The following is a 16,702-nucleotide window of genomic DNA, read 5'->3' as shown; positions in this document are numbered from 1 at the left end:
GCGGCCACAGCGCGCGGCGGTCGATCGTCGCGCGGCCGTACCATTTGAAGCCGTCCTTGCCTACGCCGACGCCGTAGCGGATGGCGGTCTTGTTTTCCATGATGAGGTAGAGGAAGTGGTGGCGGGTATCGACCACGACGGTGCCGACCGGCTCGCTGCTGAAATACTTCACGATCTGGCGATGCCATCTCTTGTCGATCTTGGCGAAGTTGGTCTTGCGATAGACAAAATTGTTGTCGCTGGCGTCACCGGCGAAAAAGGATTTTGCCGTCGCGGCTAGAACAATATTGCCGGTTGCACCGACCGCGACCAGCGCCAGGCCGCCGATGACGACTCCCCTGCGTGATAAAACCATCGGCAATCCCCCATGCCTTAAGTCTGGCAGACCATAGTCGAGAATGATTTCGCTTCAAAGTGGAAAATGCTGCAGCGGGCCGGATGCGACCCGAAGCCGGACCTTCGATACGCCTCGGATTCACGGGCCGAAGCCAATCCTTGCGACTTCGAGCCTCGAACCTGCCACGCATTCAGAAGCCGTATAAAGCGATGGCGATTCCGAAGACGATGACGACCAAAATGCCGATGAAGGTCGGTGCGGTTACGATGAAAGCTGCCGGGATCAGGTATAGGTTGCGCCAAGCTAGCGTTGCCGTAACGATCGCGATGATGGGGGAGACCACGAAATAGACCGGGGTACCCCAGTCATCACCGCCAAAATCGAGCCCTTGCTCAGCGACCGAAGGCAGCATCGAAAACCAGCCCAGCATGATGCTGCCGGCTAACGCCAGGTTAGTGCCGCGAAGATCGCCTCGAACAGCCAGCACAAAGGCCGCCATGGCCGCAATCGTCTGGAGCCCGCCTGTCATGGCCGCTGTCCATCCGGCAATCCCGGAGCCCGGGTTGACACGCCCATGAACACATAGGCTACCAACGACAGACCCAGATACGCCTGCAGCGCCGCCGTTAGAAAGAGAAGCGGCCATACTGCCTTTTCCGCCGCTGATTTGTCTTGCTGCTCCCCGCTTGCCATATTCTGGTCTCCAAATTCTGGGGCTGCCTCGCCTATCCTGCGGCTTGGTCGGAGCCTGTCTGAAGAAGCGGCTTTCTGCGGGGAGTTGTCACCCGGAGGAGGCGTTTTGCAACCTCACTCCCACGCGAGTCTGGTTCACAGCGCCACGGCGTCTTCAGCAACTATGTCCATATATGGGATCGCAGGAGTTCGCCTCAACGACCGAAACAAGGCGCTTGGCATACGCGGCTCCACTCGGAAATGGAGCCGCATCTGTAGGTTTCCGTAGCCTCAGCAGTTCCAGGCCGCGTCGCTCCAGCCATGCGAGAAGGCTGGAGCGTGGGTCGCTCATCAACTCGAACTGAACAGGTCGGCCGGTGTTCTGTTGGACGACCGCTGCGCGCCGGCAGACGGTTGATGAGCGTGGGGCCGCAAATAGAATGGCAGCTTTCAGGAATAGATGGACTACTTTCAGCTCCGGTATTTTGCGGCCGCCCAAATTGGCCTAATCCTGCAGGCGTGCGAGACGCCCGCCGTCAAAAACAACGGCTGCGCAGGCCGGATGCCGCCTGATGGCACCTAGGCCTCCCCAGCGGTCTTAGTTCACGATGCAGGACGGCACCACTGCGATCGGCTGAATCCGGTCAGCGTGTGCTTCGGGTTGGGGGCGCAACATCAGGCGGTGTCATTTGCTCGGATGGCGCCGAACCAACCACCGCGCCAGGGGCGCCAGATTGTTGGATCTCTACTTCGCGGCTCACACCTTGGTGAGCAGCTTGCATCTCCGGAACAGTGAAAACCGGCACCTCGCCCTTGAAACCCTGGAGCTCAAAGGCGCCCGCCTGGACGACCGGCATCGATGCTCCTGCCGCAAAGCCGGGTCCGAGCACCAGCTCGATGCCCAGCTTCTTGGTCGTGGACTCGAGACGTGCCACGCGGTTCACCGGGGAGCCGATTGCGGTGTAATCGAAGCGTCGTTCGGAGCCGAAATTGCCTACTGAGCAGATGCCGGTCTCGATGGCGACGCCGATTTCGATCGAGCGATGGCCATCCGCAGTGAAGGCGGCATCTTCGCGCTTCACCCGCTCGATCAGGGCAAGACCCGCGTCGAGCGCACGCTCGCGATGATCGGGTTGATCAAGCGGCGCGTTCCAGAAGGCCAGCACCGCATCGCCCATGAACTTGTCGATGGTGCCGTCGCGCTTGAGTATCTCATCGGTCGCAATACCAAGGAAATGGTTTACTACCTTGGCGATCTCATGGGTATCGAGCTGTTCGCTCATCGTCGTGAAGCCGCGTATGTCGCTGATCAGGATTGTGATCTCGCGCTTCTCGCCAGACAGGATTGCCTCGGTGTCCGAGCTTGCGAGGCGCTGCACCACGGAGGGCGACAGATATTGGGAGAACTGTCGCGCCAAGGTGGACCGGCGCTGCTCGCTGCGCCTGTAGAGGACATAGCCTTCGAAGCCCGCAACCATGATCGTTGCAAGCGCCGGCTGCAGCGGGTCATAGAGTGCACCCTGCATGCTGTACTCGAGAGCGCCGAACACAAACGGCGTGACGGCCAGCAGCGCCAGTGCGAGGGCGCCAAGCACGACACGCCCGGCGAGCACTCCGGACAGCCCGATGAAAACGACGGCACTGAGGAGAAACCAGAGCCGCTCGAGCATACGTGCGTGCGTTGGCTCGGCCAGGTGGCTCCCGGCAAGCATCTGGCCAACCGCATCGGCGTGGATGTCCACTCCTGATCGTGCTGGACTCCTTGGCGTGGGCAGGTACTGCGTCAGTCCCACAGCCGACAGGTCGACAATGGCGATGGCGTCGCGCAGCCGCGGATCGCCATGGCGCGAAAGGATAGTGCTGGCAGACAGGCGGGGCGCATCGGTGGCGGTTTGCCAGAGGCGGATGCTCCCCTCCGGCTCGAGCGGCACAATGGCCCCGGCCATCCTGAGTGCGTCGAACCCGGCTGCATTCATCCGGGCTATGTACCCGTCCTGTCCAGCGTAGAGGCGCAGGAGCTCGAGTGCGAAGGACGGCCACAGCTGCACGCCTTGAGCGGTGTTGCGAAGCCAGAGCAGCGGCACATGGCGCAGTACGCCGTCGGGATCGGGCAAGGTGCGAATTACGCCAAGGCCCGCGGCAGTGTTCGAGAATTCGGCAAGCGAGCCGGTCAAGCCGGTGAAGCCGGGAAGTGTATCGGGTACTTGCCCGACGATCGACCAGCCGGCTTTGGGTTCTGCTTCTGAAACTGTCGCCTCATTGCCTAGGCTGACGGCAAGCGCCGTTCGATTTTTGGCCAGCGCCGCTGCTAAGTGCTTGTCTCCGGCGATGCCTTCAGGCGAGTTGTCGGCCTCGGGGAGTACCAGCGCAAGCCCGACCACTGCCGCGCCGGATTCGGTGATGCCATCGACCAGATCGGCCAAGAGGCCACGATTCCAAGGCCATCGCCCATGTGCCTTGAGGCTGGCGTCATCTATCGAGACGACCACGACAGGATTGCTCGTCGTCTGGCGTGGGGCGAGAAACTGATAGAAGTCGTACGTCCGCTCACGCAGACGCGACAACGGTGCGTCAAAAGCCAAATGGCAAGCGAGCAGCAGGAGCACGACCACAAGGCCGGATATTTTGCGCCTGCCAGCTTGCCGCCAATCAGCCCAGGGACTACCGACCAAGCGGCTCATCGTGGGGCCAGTCTAATCGCAGTAGTAACAGCAACGCTCACCCTCACACTCGCCCCTCCGCCCCCCGCTGCCCGCAGGTGGCATTGGGCTGTCAGGGAATTCCAAGACCACTCCTGGCAATGCGCCGTCCGTGGACCCGCAGACTTCGAGCGAGCCGCCGAGTGCCGATGCACAAATTGCGCTTACGTCCAACCCAGGACCCGGCGCCCCTGGCAGGCCGGTGCCCGCTATCCGGTCAATACTGTCCAATATCGGGAAGGTGTCGATGCCACCGTAGCCGGTCAGCAGCTTGCCATCTTCCGACGTGCAGGCGTAGCCCGGGTTTGTGATGACCAGCCGTTTGCCATTGATCGTGCAGGTCATGCGGCCGGCGCGCAATATGCCGACAGTCTGGCCGGCTGCCACCAGCACTTCGATGATGCCGCCTCTCGCCCCGAGCACCATGTGCGGCGTCGCAACCTGCATGACGCCCCCTTTAGAAACTTGGCCGCCATAAAAACGTGCCAGGCCGCTGTTCATCCCGATATCGATCTTTCCGGAACCGGAGCCCGGATTGTAGACGAATTCATCGATTGTCAGGCTGGTGTTCGGACCAATCTTGGCGCTCGATTCATCCCGGAACACCAGCATTCCAAGACCGGTGGGGTCACTGCGCAACTGGTCGCCGAGTTCGACGCCAGCACCAACGTTCATTGTCCCACCGTTGTTGCGGACGATGTTGGTCTGATAGGCTGTCATCGACCCGACTGTCTCAGCGGCGGATGGTACCGTGAAAGCAAGGCAGGCGATAAAAAGAGCGATCTGACGGTACCTCATCGAGGCCTCTTTCAATTGAGCGTCAACGTATAGCTCATGAGCATTTCGAACGATTTTCGGTCGCGGTTGGCGATGGCGAAGGTGGTTTCTCGACAGGCGAGATCAACGCTGATCTTCTGGGCTTCCGTCAGCTGAAAATCGCTTTCCGAGGCAATGCGCCAGAAGTCGCTCTTAATATTTGTGCCGATGCCGACCGAGAGATCGGGAATGTCGCTGTGGCCGGCTGAGAAGGCGATCTGGTGTGACCATGCGAAAAGATCCGGTACGTTCATCAACAGGCCGCCATAGCGGACCTCGCCTGAGTAGCTGCGGCCGATTTCTCCAGATCCGGAAGCGAAGTCATTCGAGCCGACAAAGCGCAGTCCGAGCGCCTGGCCATTGCGGAAGCGGTAGCTGCCGCCTGCCTCATAGAAGACCCTGCTGTCGGCGAAAATGCCTTGCGAGGCGCTTAGATCGATGTAGCCGCCACCGGCGAAGAGCGTCGTTTCGACCGTCGGTCGAACGAGGAAACGTCCACCAAGGCCAATGCCGGTTTCCTGAATATCGCTGTCGAAACGGTCTGTAACGGTAAACGCGGAGAGCAGCAGGCGAAGCGAATCGATCCCACTATTGGGCAGCCCCTTGTCCCAGGTAATCCCTGCGTTGCCGTGGACAAAAGTCTTATCGCTACCCGGAACCGACAGGTCTTCCGTGAAAAAACGCTCTGTCGCCGTCAACGACCCTGAAAGCACCAGCGCGTCGGCACTTGGCGTGCCGAGGTCCCACCGGACAAAGCCTTCCGCCCGCCCGTAGGGCGAGACGAAGCTTTCCTCGTCCTGCGCCCCGCCCGGCGCAAAATCGGTGAATGCGCTGAATACGCCGCCGGTCAGGGCGAGTTCCCAGGTGACGCCACGCAACGCACGATCGATCCGGCCGAGGAGGCGAACAGCTTCCTGCTGCTCACCCGCGGTCAGACCGCCGACTTCGATGCCGTACTGCACCTGCCGCCGGGCCAATTCATAGGAGCCGACATGATAGTACAACCGGCTGGCCGCAAGCCGGGCGCGCGCATCGCGGGGGTATTGGATCAGATACTGCTCGATTGAGGAGATCGCCTGATCGTATTGGCCCGCGTTGACCGCAACCGTGACGAATTGGGCGAGCGTTCCATTGTCGGCCGGACTGGCGATGCGGGCCGAAAACGCATCGTCATAGGCCGTAAAAAGACCTTGTGCGCCGGCCGGCAATACCCCGCTAAAAAGCAGCGCTGCGGCGAAGCCGAAAATCGTGCGAGACGAAGATTGCATGCCGAGAACCCACCCCGACCGGACTAGTGCGAAGGAATCGCATGACTACAAGAAAAAAGGCGACTGAACTGCCACCAGATCATGCGAGCCTCAGCAGCTGTTGCAGCTGCGCAACAAGCTAACAGGCTTATTCCTATTTTTGGCTGCGCTGGTCGCAAAAACGTCTGCTTGGAGTTGCTGGACGTAATTGAAGGATTCGGCACCAGTGGCAAACAACCAGATCCTGAGTGGCGGATCGCAAACCGACGAGGTTAATATTGCTTGCGCGATTCTGCGCGTGTTCTGGTCACTGAATAGGCTTCAAGGTCATCCACGGCCTATCCAAAGGTCTTCCGGCGCGTTGCGCGAGGGGTCAGAGAGCTGCCGGAGGGTGCTTCTCACGATGCGTGCGCGATGCGGCCTGGCTCTCGCAATTCGCTGAACGCGACGAGATCAGCTTGTTGCCCCAATTTCCCAGGAACGTACCTCGCTACAGCACGAGTATGGTGGCCAGCCCCAGCATCAGGCCCATGCCTACAATATCGGTCAAGGTGGTGAGGAAGATCGCCGAAGCGACCGCCGGGTCGGCGCCGACCCGGCGCAGGCCCAACGGGATCAGCACGCCGGAGATTCCAGACATGAGGCACGATCCGGACATAGCAAGCAGGATCACAAGTGCTAACATGGGCGCTTGGGCGGCCGACTCCGGTTGCCTCGAGGCGTAGAACCACATCGCCGCAGCCGCAAGAAGGCCGACAAGCAAGCCGTTGGCGATCCCGAGCGCGCCCTCTCTCACCACCAAGTGCAGCTTCGGTCGTTTGTCCACATCCCCCAGCGCAAGGCCACGCAGCGTCATAGCCAGTGCTTGGCAGCCCGTGTTTCCGCTCTGCCCGGCCAAGACCGGGAGGAATGCCGCCAGGGTGACGATCTTCTCGATGGTTCCTGTGAACGAACTGACCACGAATGCGGCCATGAAGGCCGTCAGGAGGTTCAACTGCAGCCACGGATGACGCTTTAAGAAGGCTGAAAACAGCGGCGTGAAAGAGCGCTCCTCCTTCTGGACACCTACCATCTGGCCAGACTGAGCGGAAATCTCAATGACTTGCTGCTCGAACAAGCGCCAGCCGCGAACCTGCCCGAGCAGCCGGTTCTCCGCGTCCACCACCGGATAGACAGGGTAGTGACGCCGTACCGCTGCCTTGCAGGCGTTGCTCAAAGAGAGACCGACATGAAGAGCGAACGGCTTGGGCAGCATGATCTGGTCGACAATGGCGTCCGGTTCGCTCAGCATCAGATCGCGCAGGACCACCAGGCCAACCAGTTTATTGCCCTCGTCCGTGACGTAGAGATAAGTGAGTTCGGTCGGCACCTGGGCGCGTCTGACAGCTTCCACCGAGGCAGCAACCGTCGTCCCGACAGGAACGCTGGCGGAAATCGGGTCCATTACCTCGACAAGCGACTCGGGGATCGCGAAATCCTCGCCATCGTCAGGGGGCCTGATGGGCCGCATATGCGATGGCAAATGCTCGGCCACCTTGCGGGCGTGCCCCTCTGGCAACAGCTCTAGTGTGTCGCGGATGAACTCGGGAGACTCTCTGGCCAGCAATTCAGCTGCGTCGTCGGGTGCTCGGGCACGCAGTGTGCGCACCAACTTCTGAACGCCGGTCTCATCTTTCATTCGCTATAACCCCCAGTTGAAGGTCACATAATATGTTAAGTACCGGATCGCACCAATGTGGAAATACTCAGCTTCTTCCTGCCCCAGCAGTCCGCCTTGGCTCTCGAAGTTACTGCGGCCTAAAACGAGTTGACATACGCCGCCTGACGCATGCGTCGACCCGGCAGACGCCATCTCACCTGGGTGATCCGGACCGGTCCGGAATTCCTGCCTGAGCGATCAATGGCCGTCTTGGGAAATGCATGTGGGCAATGGCGGGTTGGAGAGTCTGATATCGTTGCGCATCGAGAGCTATGGCGCGGTCACTGTGATGTCTGCTTCTTGGAAGCGGCTGCTAATATCTCAATGACCGAGACGAAGCGCAAAGACGCCATTCGCAAAAGTCTGGTCAGACTGAATGTCTGAGATACGCTTAAGCCAACATCAGGATTCGGCGTGCCGAACGCTCCGCGGTAAGCTGCCGTTCTAGCTTGGCGTCCTCGGGCAAAGTTTCTCTCGTCAGCTCACGACTCCATCCCCCGTCGTTCGCGAGCGAACGGCACTATTCTGATACCCGCCGTCCACCAGGCGGACGACGAACTGGGCTCGAAGTCGACCTGGGACCTGTGCTGCGGTTAAGCATCCGACGTGATGATCGCGGTCGACAACTAGGTCGGCGAATTGGAAACGACCGCCACTCCAGCAAATCTGCTTTAGAGCAAAATTGCACGCCGGCTTACAGGCTGTGCGCAGCAGAGCCAATTCTCTTGCGATGCCGCCCCGCTTACGACAGGATTGCCGCAACTGGAGGTTAGCCTATGACGCCAGACCCCTTGCGGCCCGACCAGCTGCCACTCGACACTCCGCCTGTGCAATACCTGAACCTGGACCCGTCGCTTTATGTACGCGATGATATCTGGCAGCAGGAACGGTGCAGCATCTTCGCGCACACCTGGCAGTTCATGGGGCCTGTCGCCTCGGTCGCGACGTCCGGTCAATACCTTGCCATCGACATCGCCGGCACGCCGATCTTCGCCATCCGGGGCAGGGACGGGACCTTGCGCGGATTTAAGAACGTCTGCCGCCACCGGGGGGCGAAACTTCTGGCCGATGGCGCGGGCAAATGTGGGCTGATCGTTTGCCCCTATCACAAATGGTCCTTTGCCGACACCGGACGCCTGGTGCAGGCCCCATGGTATGGCAAGGATCCCGCGATCATCGCCGAAGACTGGCCGCTGGAGACGGTGCAGTTGTCGGAATGGCGCGGGCTGCTCTTCGCGGCACTCGACCCGAAGGAAAGTCTTCTGGATCAACTTGGCTCTCTGCCCGACGAACTGGCGGACGAGCCGTTGGAGACCTATGCCGCCACCGATCAGGCCACCGTCAGCTTTACGGCGAACTGGAAGATCTACACCGACAATTTCGTCGAAGGCTACCACATTCCTGGCACACATCCCTCGTTCTACGCTGCCATCGACTTCGAAGCTTTCCAGACCACCGCCCATCCCGGTTATGTCCGGATGACCGCACCGCCGAAAGACGGTCTGTTCTATCGCGGCAAATGGCTTTGGATGTGGCCGAACTGGACGCTGTCGCTTTTCGATGGCGGCATGAACGTTAGCCGGATCAATCCGACCTCACCGCATCACACAGACCAGCATTACCATTTCTTCTTTGCCGATATCGCTGCAGAAACATCCGAGAGCAGGGCGAAATCTGTGCAAGGCACTCTGGCCGTGGTACGCGAGGACTACGCCATCTGCGCCGATACGCATCGCAACTATGCCGCAGGGGCCTATAGCTCCGGCCCGCTCTCGGGGCGGCATGAGCGGGGAGTGCAGTATTTCCAGGAACGGGTCGCTGCGGCACTGGGGCTGTGAGCGCCCCTGGCGTCCTTGTCCGCCGGATAGCTCGGCGCCGGCACGAGAGCCCTCCGACCGGTCGAATAGGGCGGGCACGGTAGGACGAGTTACGAGCGTCGTGGCAATCGGAGCTCGCTCAATGCGGAGAGCAGATCGGCGCACGCGGCTTTGACGACCAAGTTTAGCGGGCTGGAGCTGATTGCCCCGATCGGCACCGATTCCGTGAGGCGCGGCTGCTGCTGCAACGCCTGCGTTAACCAGTCGCACGGCCGGCCGAGCACAGCTATCCGGTCATCTTCTGGCCCGGGCGATCAAGGTTTCGTGGTAAGCGACCAAGGACTTGGCATGAAGTCGCGTGCGATAGCGTGCCGGGAATAGGTCGTCCTTCGATTGCATTCATTTGATAGGATGCAAGATGCCCGGCACTGCTCTTGTTCTGACCCCTAATAGGCGCCATCACGAGACCTCATACTGCTGCGCCAGCGAAGCGGAAAGCTGGTCGGCGAAACGTGCAGCGGCCACCGGTAGGGTGCGGCCCTTGAGTTGGCCGACATAGAGCATGCCAGCGGGCACGTCGCGCAAGTCGAGCGGCCGGGAGGTCATGTCACCGGTCATCGTCTGGTGGGATAGGCCAATCGGGAAATGGAAGGTGATGATATCCTCTGAGATAGCGTGGTTGCGCAGGAATTCGAAGCTGTCTGACTGAATCACCGGCTCCAGCTGCAGCGATGACGATTGCGCCCCGATGTCGAGCAGGTAGCGCACACCGTAACTTGATGTGGGAAGCGCGATTGGATAGTCGAGGCAAGCGCGCAAGCGCACCGTCTCGTGAGAAGCCAGCGGATGATGGGGCCGCATAACCGCATGCACCGGCTGGTGCACCCGTATTAGTGTCATGAAGGCAGCCAGCCGGGTTGGCTCGTAGACGATGGCAATGTCGGCCGTGTGATCGACCAAGGCACGCTCGGCCTCCTCCCGGTCGCGCAGGTGCACTCCGAAGGTCACATTCGGATGTTCCTTGCGGTAGAGTGAGATCTGCATCGGCAGATGGTAGGGCAATAGCGCCTGGCTGCAGGCGATCGCCACATGGCCGCGCCGGGCGCCAGCAAGGTCTGCAATCTGCGATTTCACGTGCTCCATATCGGATAACTGGTTGCGCATTTGCTGCACTAGAAGTTCGCCGGCGCTGGACAATCGCACGCCGTGAGGCAGTCGCTCGAAAATGGCAACGCCGAGTTCGGCCTCCATCGCCAATATACGCCGATTGAGCGCCGTCGAGGTTATGGCGAGCAATTCCGCGGCGGCGCGGATCGAACCGGTCTTGGCCACCACATCGATATAGTGAGCGGAGTTCAGGTAACGCATCGGCAGCCCCCGGCATCACCGCTGCAATTCTTGCAGCAGGCTGAACAAAACATAGCACAAGACAGCAGCGCCGTCATCGAGGATAATTAATCCTGTCGAAGAAGCATCTTCAAGCGACATTGATTTTTTAAAGACAATGAAAGATGGAATAATGTTTGTTCCACTTTCTTCAACTAATTCATCGATCGAATGGAGCAATCATGCGCCACATATCAATTGTAATATTAGCTTCTCTCGGTCTTGTCGCCCTTGCAAATGTATCGGCGATCGCCGTCGAACAATGTGGCGACGCGACCGCGTCATCTGGCCTGCCAGGTTATAATCATCAATGTGGTGTGACCTCTAAGGGCAGCATCGATGAAAGCGCTCTAGCGGACGTAGGCGAGCATAAAAGCTGCGGTTCGGATTGTGCGCAAGTCTACAGTCTTTGTAATACCAGCAGGGGTAGAGACTGTCGCCAAGAGTACAAAATCTGTTCTTGGAACTGCGTCTTTGGTGCGGCAATGACGATTCGCTAGTAAAGAAAACCCGACATTTGAAATTGCGCCGGAGTAGGGTACCAACCCGCATACGTGCGCTGGAGATATCGTAGGGCCACACCCTTACGCTGAGGCCCCGGCGCCTGGCCCCCATTGAGGTGGCTCCTTGTGTCAAACGCGCCAACACGTTTCGTTTCAAAGAAGGTTAGCAAGCAGGCGCGCGGCTGCACCATGGTAACTAACGCAGACCTGTTTAGCCATCGGTAGCGAACACCAAGCAGTAAGTTCGGCAACGAGAATGTCGTCGTTCCCATTCACCGGCGTGGTGCTAAGTTGTCCCTGCTTGTTCATCATGATCGCTACGGTTCCGTTTGCGCCATAACCGATAGCTGCCATCCTTTGAATGCGAGTGTCGTCCTCGACGCGAATATCGAACAGAACAGAGCCACCAGTCTTTTCCGCGACGTCAGCCACTCGATCGGCAAACGGCCGATTGATATTGGCGAAAGACTGCTCGAACAAAACCAGTTCAACATACTCCGCCTTCATTGCGTGAGAGTGCGCGGCATGACGCGCAGAACCAATAGGCCATGCACGTCTTATCCACACAAAAACGACCGCCACTGAGGGTGGCCTCTTCCACAGAAAACAACATAATCACCACCCAAACACCTTCGCGCGACAACGCGTTTAGGCCAGAGATGAGACGTCCTCTTCATTAGGCCTGGAACCACTGGTTTCAGCGCCAGGGTTTCTGTATTGCGGAAATTGTACCCTGAATCGGCTGCGACATCAGAGCTATCTGGTCCAGCCTCGTTCCCGAGGCCAGCTGGGGCGCAATCAGTCGCAGACAACCGTGGGCGAGATTTGGTTCGGTCAGCGCTGGAATGACGCTGCTGTCACTGTTCCCGCTTTAGAGGAAATGTGGCGTCGCCATCCTTCTCGCCTGATAAAACGCGCGGATTGGCGCTTGAGACACCGTCGTTCTTTCCGCCTTTGTGGTGCTCTTCTGATTGGCCTCGCGCGTCTGCTTCAAGCTCCTTGCCGGGGCGCTTGCCAACTTTCTTGTCGACCGATTTTTCCACCATCAGCCTCTCCTTTGTGAAGCAATGGCAACTCTTCGATCGGCCTGAGGTTCCGGGACAATCGGCCATCGGACCGCTGCCGCCCAAAGGCGATTTCGGTCTTCGCGTCCTCCGACCCTGGGCATTTCAGGTCGTGGCTGGACTTCAACGGCCGACATGAGGCGCATTGGAGTCCGGCAGCTTTGGGGCCGTCTGCTGTCCTTCCGGTTTTGGGCGCGATGGGCTAGAAGGCTGGCGTTCCCCTTGCGACCCGAGTCGGTCATGTGATGTGGGCGCCAGAACCCCCAAAGGCGGACGGTCGACAGCCTTTGAGGTGAGCGTAACGAGATTCCGTCAACGGGTGGATGCCGAAAGACGGCACCGACCCGAGATCAGTAGCTTTATCATTTTTTGAATTCTGCGCGGTAAGGTTCCGCGCATGTGGTTGAAGACTTACTTGATCATCACCGGCGTCGGCGCGTTCGTGGCGCTGACAATGCCATGGCTGGTCATCATCGGCAGTTTCCTGATCATCCCGGGGCTCATCCTCGGGTCGATGCCAACGGCCTTCATGTATGGCATCGCTTTCGCGCTGTTCTGCTTGCTGCTCGGAAGTTTCCTTTCAGGCGTTCCTCTGAACGTCATGTCGGGCGCCGCGACGCTGGCACTGTTTTGGACCATCCCCCAGCCAGGCCTCACCTGGGCGAGGGGCATGCTGGCCAGCCTGGAGGAGCCGGACATTCAGTCGAACGCACCGATTGCGCTCAAGGGCGATATTCTCCTCGCCCGCCCGTTCGAGGGCCGTTGCGATGCATTGTGCGCTGCCTTGCTCAAGACCCCGGGCGTCACTTCGGTCCGCGTCCAGACCCTTCGCGGTCATTCCTATACCTACCGCGTCGTGCCAGACTCGACGCCCGGAAAACGAAGCACCGTCATCGGGCATGGCCTGCTGGAAGAGCGGCGCTACGATGCCTCCGATCCGCTCGCCCCTCAGCGCGCGCTGGAATCCGAATGGAACCTGATGATGTCAGAGGGCAAGGCGCTGCTGCAAAGCGACGACGCCCCCGAACCCAGCTTCACCATCGCTATCGAGGACGGCCCTGCCGCGCCCGATTCCAAGCCCCGATCGGGACGGTTGGATTGGTCGCTCGAACCCTCCGCACCCCACCGCAAGGCGCTCACCATCACCGACGCCGGTGAACAGGTGCTGCTGCGGCAGTCGATCCTGTCGATCTTTGCCCCGGCGGCGCCGTTGCTGATCGGGACTTCGGGCGGGATCGAGAACTTCCGGTTCGGCTGGGCGCGTCTGCGGCTCGGTGACGGAAGGATGTACGCCGAGGTTCCGGTCAACCGGCTGCTGCTCGACCACACCAGCGTTTCGCGCGGCGTGAATATGGAAGCGGCGAAAGCGAGAACGCGCGAGGAACTTGCCAGAGCGCTCGACGATCCGCGTAAGCCGGTGAGCGGTCCCGTGTTCGCGCTCGCCAATCAATGGATGGACTCGTTCCGCGCGAACGACCAGCCGCTCGGCGAAAGCGACCGGCGCCTGCTGGTTCGCGTCTTGGAGGACCCACGGGTGCGATCCCCAGACGGGCTGTGGGCGATCATCAAACAGGTCGATGGCGACTCCGCCGATCTGCGGCGGCTCGCCGCCCGCCGCTACCTCGCGGCCACCGACAAGAAGGAGGCGCGCCACTGGATCAATGCCCTGGCCGGCCTCCCTGTGGGTGCATACACCGATCCTCTGCCCGAAGAGCGCGCGATTCTCGCAGATCCGGAGGTCAGCCGCTTTGCCACCGGCCTGATCAAGCGCCAGGGGGACCGCGGCGTCGATGCCGTGCCCGACCTGTTGCGGCTGCTGCGCGAGTACTCCGTCTACGATCCGGACAAGTATGGTTTCAGCGACCTGACCGCGGCTACCGATGCCGTGCGAAGCGGCTTTCGCCGCATTGGCCCTGCGGCCTCTTTCGCGCGGCCTGAGATCGAGCAGCTCTTGGCTTCGCCGGGTCTGAAGTACCGCTACAAGACGCTCGGCCAGGAAGAATGGGACACGCTGCTGGTCGTCCTCGGGAAGCCTGTCGAAACGCTTACCAAGCCGGAAAACCGAAGTGGAACCGACGCGAGGTACCGCGAGCGCGTCGCTCAACGGGCCGCCAAGCCTTACGACCCACGCCGGGATTGATCGCCGAAACGGGACGAAGAATCTTCGCGGGCAGAGCTAACCGCTTCGTCCTACCGGTCTTTCCGATATTCCATGGTGTGCGACCGTGCGGCGGGATCAAATCGAGTAACCCATCGTGTTGCTCCTCGGTTTTGATTGGCCACTCGAGAAACGACAGATGAAGGCAGAAGCGGGGCCGATAGCGAAACGGCAGCTTCCGGCTTCGCGATCAAGGATATTACAAGTTTAACCGCCGCGGGCGGTGTCGCCACCTGCTCTTGCCTCCGAATATTCCGTTGACGAAGTGTTCAAGCGGGAACGATCTGACAGAAAGCGGCGCCAGCCCCCAAATGACGAGATATCAAAAGCGCCTAGCAAGCCCACGGATTCCACTAGAAAACCTTTGGCGGTGCTGCCGTCATCAAGCTCTATATTGCCAATGCCCAGGGGCGACGGGATGGCGGCCACAAAGTGGCCGAATGCGTCGGCAGGTAGCCGCCAAACCTCTACCTCGATCGCAGTGCCGCCGTTTTCAACACGGACCAGTCCCGGCTTAGGCGTGGTCTGGCCCGCGAGCTCATATAGCTTGTATGAAGATGCCGTCCTCATCGCCCGGCAGAACCGGGCACCAGCCTCCTTGAGATGGCCATTGAGCGGCATTCCCGAGAGGTGAGCGCCGACCACCACCAACTCGATAGTGCCATCTTCGACTGATGCGCCGACAGGCTGCGCGCTCGGCTGCCGCCAGCCAGTCGCGCCGAGGGTGGGACTGCTCGCGGCATGGAGATCGCGCGCGACGGATGCTACAAGGCCGTCCGCTCCGGCGGCCGCAAGCAGCGTCACGCTCATCGGCAGCCCGTCGTCGCGCTTGCCGGTCGGCACGGCGATGCCGCACATGTCCAGAAGATTGACGAAATTGGTGTAGGTGCCGAGCCGGCTGTTGGTCTCGACGGGATCGGTGAGCACGGTAGCAGTGGTATAGTGCGTTGGGGCGGTCGGCACGCAGAACAGGTCGACCGAGGCGATGACCGGGGCGAGCTTCGCCTTGTAGGCCTGCAAGGCGTAGAGGCCGCAAAAGGCGTCTGCCGCCGACAGGTTACTGGCGCCGCCGATGATCTTGCGCGTCACCTGATGCAAGGCGGCTTCGTTGGCTTCCATGAAATCGCGGATCGCCGCATAGCGCTCGGCCACCCAGGCACCCTCATAGAGTAGGTTGGAGGTGGCGTAGAAATCGCCGAAGGGGATTTCGACCAGCCGGCAGCCAAGCCGCGACAGAATGGCAAGCGAAGCTTCGAAACCAGTCTGCATGGCCGTATCGCCGAAGAATTTGAGCTCCGCTTTTACAGGCACGCCGACGGTCAGCACCGGTTGGCGCGCGGCGAGCGGCTGGACGACGATGTCACGCGAATAAGGATCGGCAGCGTCGCGCGCGGCGGCAACGGAGAACACCCCATACGCATCATCGACGGTCAGCGCGAACACCGAGACGCAATCGAGCGTGCGGCAGGCCGGCACGACGCCGGCGGCCGACAACGCGCCGACCGTCGGCTTCAGCCCGACGATGTTGTTGAGGCCGGCCGGAATGCGGCCGGAGCCGGCGGTGTCGGTGCCAAGCGCGAAGGAGACGATGCCGCGCGCCGTCGCCACCGCCGACCCCGAGGAGGAGCCGCCTGGCACAAGCGCCTCGTCGATGGCATTGCGCGGGATCGGCCAAGGCGTGCGCACGCCGACGAGGCCGGTGGCGAACTGGTCGAGATTGGTCTTGCCGACGACCAACGCACCGGCCGCTTTCAGCCGCGCCACAACGGTGGCGTCTTTCTCGGGCCAATAGGTGTATTCGGCGCAGGCGGCCGTCGTGGGCATGCCGGCGACGTCGATGTTGTCCTTGACGGCGAAGGGAATGCCCCAGAGCGGCTTTGTCGCCGGGTCGAACGGACCGAGTGCCGCGGCCTGGGCTAGGAGATCCGCCTTGGCGGTGAGATGGATGAAGATGCCCGGGTCGTCGGCCGCTTCGATGCGGGTGAAGATCGTCGCGATCACATCGCCAACGGCGAGGCCTCCCCGATAGGCTGCGTGAAGGCTCGCTATGTCGAAATGGATATCGCTCATTTCGTCTTCTCCAGAATGATCACCGGCAGGTCCCACTGGATCAGCACGACGCAACCGTCCTTCGTCCACACCGAATGCTCGGTGCCGACCGGGTTCAGGATGACGCTGCCGGCGGGATAGTCGCCGTTCTCGTCGCTCTGGGTGCCTTCCAGCACGACGATGGTTTCCAGCCCGACATGTCGGTGTCGCGGCACGCTGGCGCCGGACCGGTATTTCAGGATCGCGACCGACGGC

The 16,702-nt window shown here is 60.7% G+C and carries 13 protein-coding genes and 2 pseudogenes; 2 read left to right on the top strand and 13 right to left on the bottom strand.

The window, feature by feature from the left end:
- From EOB59_RS26525 to EOB59_RS26495, 7 genes and pseudogenes are all read right to left on the bottom strand, one after another.
- A pseudogene (locus EOB59_RS26525) lies at nucleotides 1–355 on the bottom strand (L,D-transpeptidase); the annotation flags it as partial.
- 172 nt (nucleotides 356–527) lie between these two features.
- Nucleotides 528–866: a hypothetical protein gene (locus EOB59_RS26520; RefSeq protein ID WP_128289579.1), complete on the bottom strand. Its 339-nt coding sequence runs from the start codon at nucleotides 864–866 to the stop codon at nucleotides 528–530.
- 447 nt (nucleotides 867–1,313) lie between these two features.
- A pseudogene (locus EOB59_RS36725) lies at nucleotides 1,314–1,412 on the bottom strand (integrase); the annotation flags it as partial.
- Between the two features lie 241 nt (nucleotides 1,413–1,653).
- The gene (locus tag EOB59_RS26510) at nucleotides 1,654–3,690 is read right to left on the bottom strand and encodes an adenylate/guanylate cyclase domain-containing protein (RefSeq protein WP_128289578.1); all 2,037 of its coding nucleotides are present in this window, start codon (nucleotides 3,688–3,690) and stop codon (nucleotides 1,654–1,656) included.
- Between the two features lie 12 nt (nucleotides 3,691–3,702).
- Complete coding sequence (locus EOB59_RS26505; protein ID WP_164895750.1) at nucleotides 3,703–4,428, bottom strand: FecR domain-containing protein; 726 nt, start codon at nucleotides 4,426–4,428, stop codon at nucleotides 3,703–3,705.
- An 89-nt stretch (nucleotides 4,429–4,517) separates the two neighbouring features.
- Entirely contained in the window at nucleotides 4,518–5,732 is a 1,215-nt protein-coding gene (locus EOB59_RS26500) for a tetratricopeptide repeat protein (RefSeq protein WP_164895749.1), read from the bottom strand.
- Between the two features lie 529 nt (nucleotides 5,733–6,261).
- Nucleotides 6,262–7,449, bottom strand: coding sequence for a magnesium transporter (locus EOB59_RS26495; protein ID WP_128289575.1), 1,188 nt, complete (start codon nucleotides 7,447–7,449; stop codon nucleotides 6,262–6,264).
- Between the two features lie 797 nt (nucleotides 7,450–8,246).
- Between EOB59_RS26495 and EOB59_RS26490 the strand changes: the two genes are divergently transcribed.
- Nucleotides 8,247–9,308 carry an aromatic ring-hydroxylating dioxygenase subunit alpha gene (locus tag EOB59_RS26490; protein ID WP_128289574.1) on the top strand — a complete coding sequence of 354 codons (1,062 nt, stop codon included), beginning with the start codon at nucleotides 8,247–8,249 and terminating at the stop codon, nucleotides 9,306–9,308.
- Between the two features lie 438 nt (nucleotides 9,309–9,746).
- Here the strand turns inward: EOB59_RS26490 and EOB59_RS26485 are convergent, their stop codons facing one another.
- From EOB59_RS26485 to EOB59_RS26470, 4 genes are all read right to left on the bottom strand, one after another.
- On the bottom strand, nucleotides 9,747–10,655 hold the full coding sequence (locus tag EOB59_RS26485) for a LysR family transcriptional regulator (RefSeq protein ID WP_128289573.1): 909 nt from the start codon (nucleotides 10,653–10,655) through the stop codon (nucleotides 9,747–9,749).
- Between the two features lie 15 nt (nucleotides 10,656–10,670).
- Nucleotides 10,671–10,853 (bottom strand): hypothetical protein, encoded by a 183-nt coding sequence (locus tag EOB59_RS26480; RefSeq protein ID WP_127322615.1) that lies wholly within the window; start codon nucleotides 10,851–10,853, stop codon nucleotides 10,671–10,673.
- Between the two features lie 476 nt (nucleotides 10,854–11,329).
- Nucleotides 11,330–11,758, bottom strand: a complete 429-nt coding sequence (locus EOB59_RS26475) for a hypothetical protein (protein ID WP_245466439.1) — start codon at nucleotides 11,756–11,758, stop codon at nucleotides 11,330–11,332.
- Nucleotides 11,759–12,033: 275 nt separating this feature from the next.
- On the bottom strand, nucleotides 12,034–12,222 hold the full coding sequence (locus EOB59_RS26470; RefSeq protein ID WP_127322616.1) for a hypothetical protein: 189 nt from the start codon (nucleotides 12,220–12,222) through the stop codon (nucleotides 12,034–12,036).
- Between the two features lie 433 nt (nucleotides 12,223–12,655).
- Here EOB59_RS26470 and EOB59_RS26465 point away from each other — a divergent pair, with 433 nt between their 5' ends.
- Nucleotides 12,656–14,380 carry a hypothetical protein gene (locus tag EOB59_RS26465; RefSeq protein ID WP_164895748.1) on the top strand — a complete coding sequence of 575 codons (1,725 nt, stop codon included), beginning with the start codon at nucleotides 12,656–12,658 and terminating at the stop codon, nucleotides 14,378–14,380.
- A 225-nt stretch (nucleotides 14,381–14,605) separates the two neighbouring features.
- Here EOB59_RS26465 and atzF read toward each other — a convergent pair whose 3' ends face one another.
- Entirely contained in the window at nucleotides 14,606–16,468 is a 1,863-nt protein-coding gene (atzF, locus tag EOB59_RS26460; RefSeq protein WP_128289571.1) for an allophanate hydrolase, read from the bottom strand.
- Nucleotides 16,465–16,702, bottom strand: a 238-nt coding sequence (locus EOB59_RS26455) for a cupin domain-containing protein (RefSeq protein WP_245486762.1), incomplete at its 5' end; no start/stop codon positions are given. The genes atzF and EOB59_RS26455, both read right to left, overlap by 4 nt.

Source organism: Mesorhizobium sp. M7A.F.Ca.MR.176.00.0.0, assembly GCF_004023165.1.
GTDB lineage: Bacteria > Pseudomonadota > Alphaproteobacteria > Rhizobiales > Rhizobiaceae > Mesorhizobium.
The sequence above is the reverse complement of the archived record's forward strand: the minus strand, read 5'-3'. Positions and strand labels throughout refer to the sequence as shown.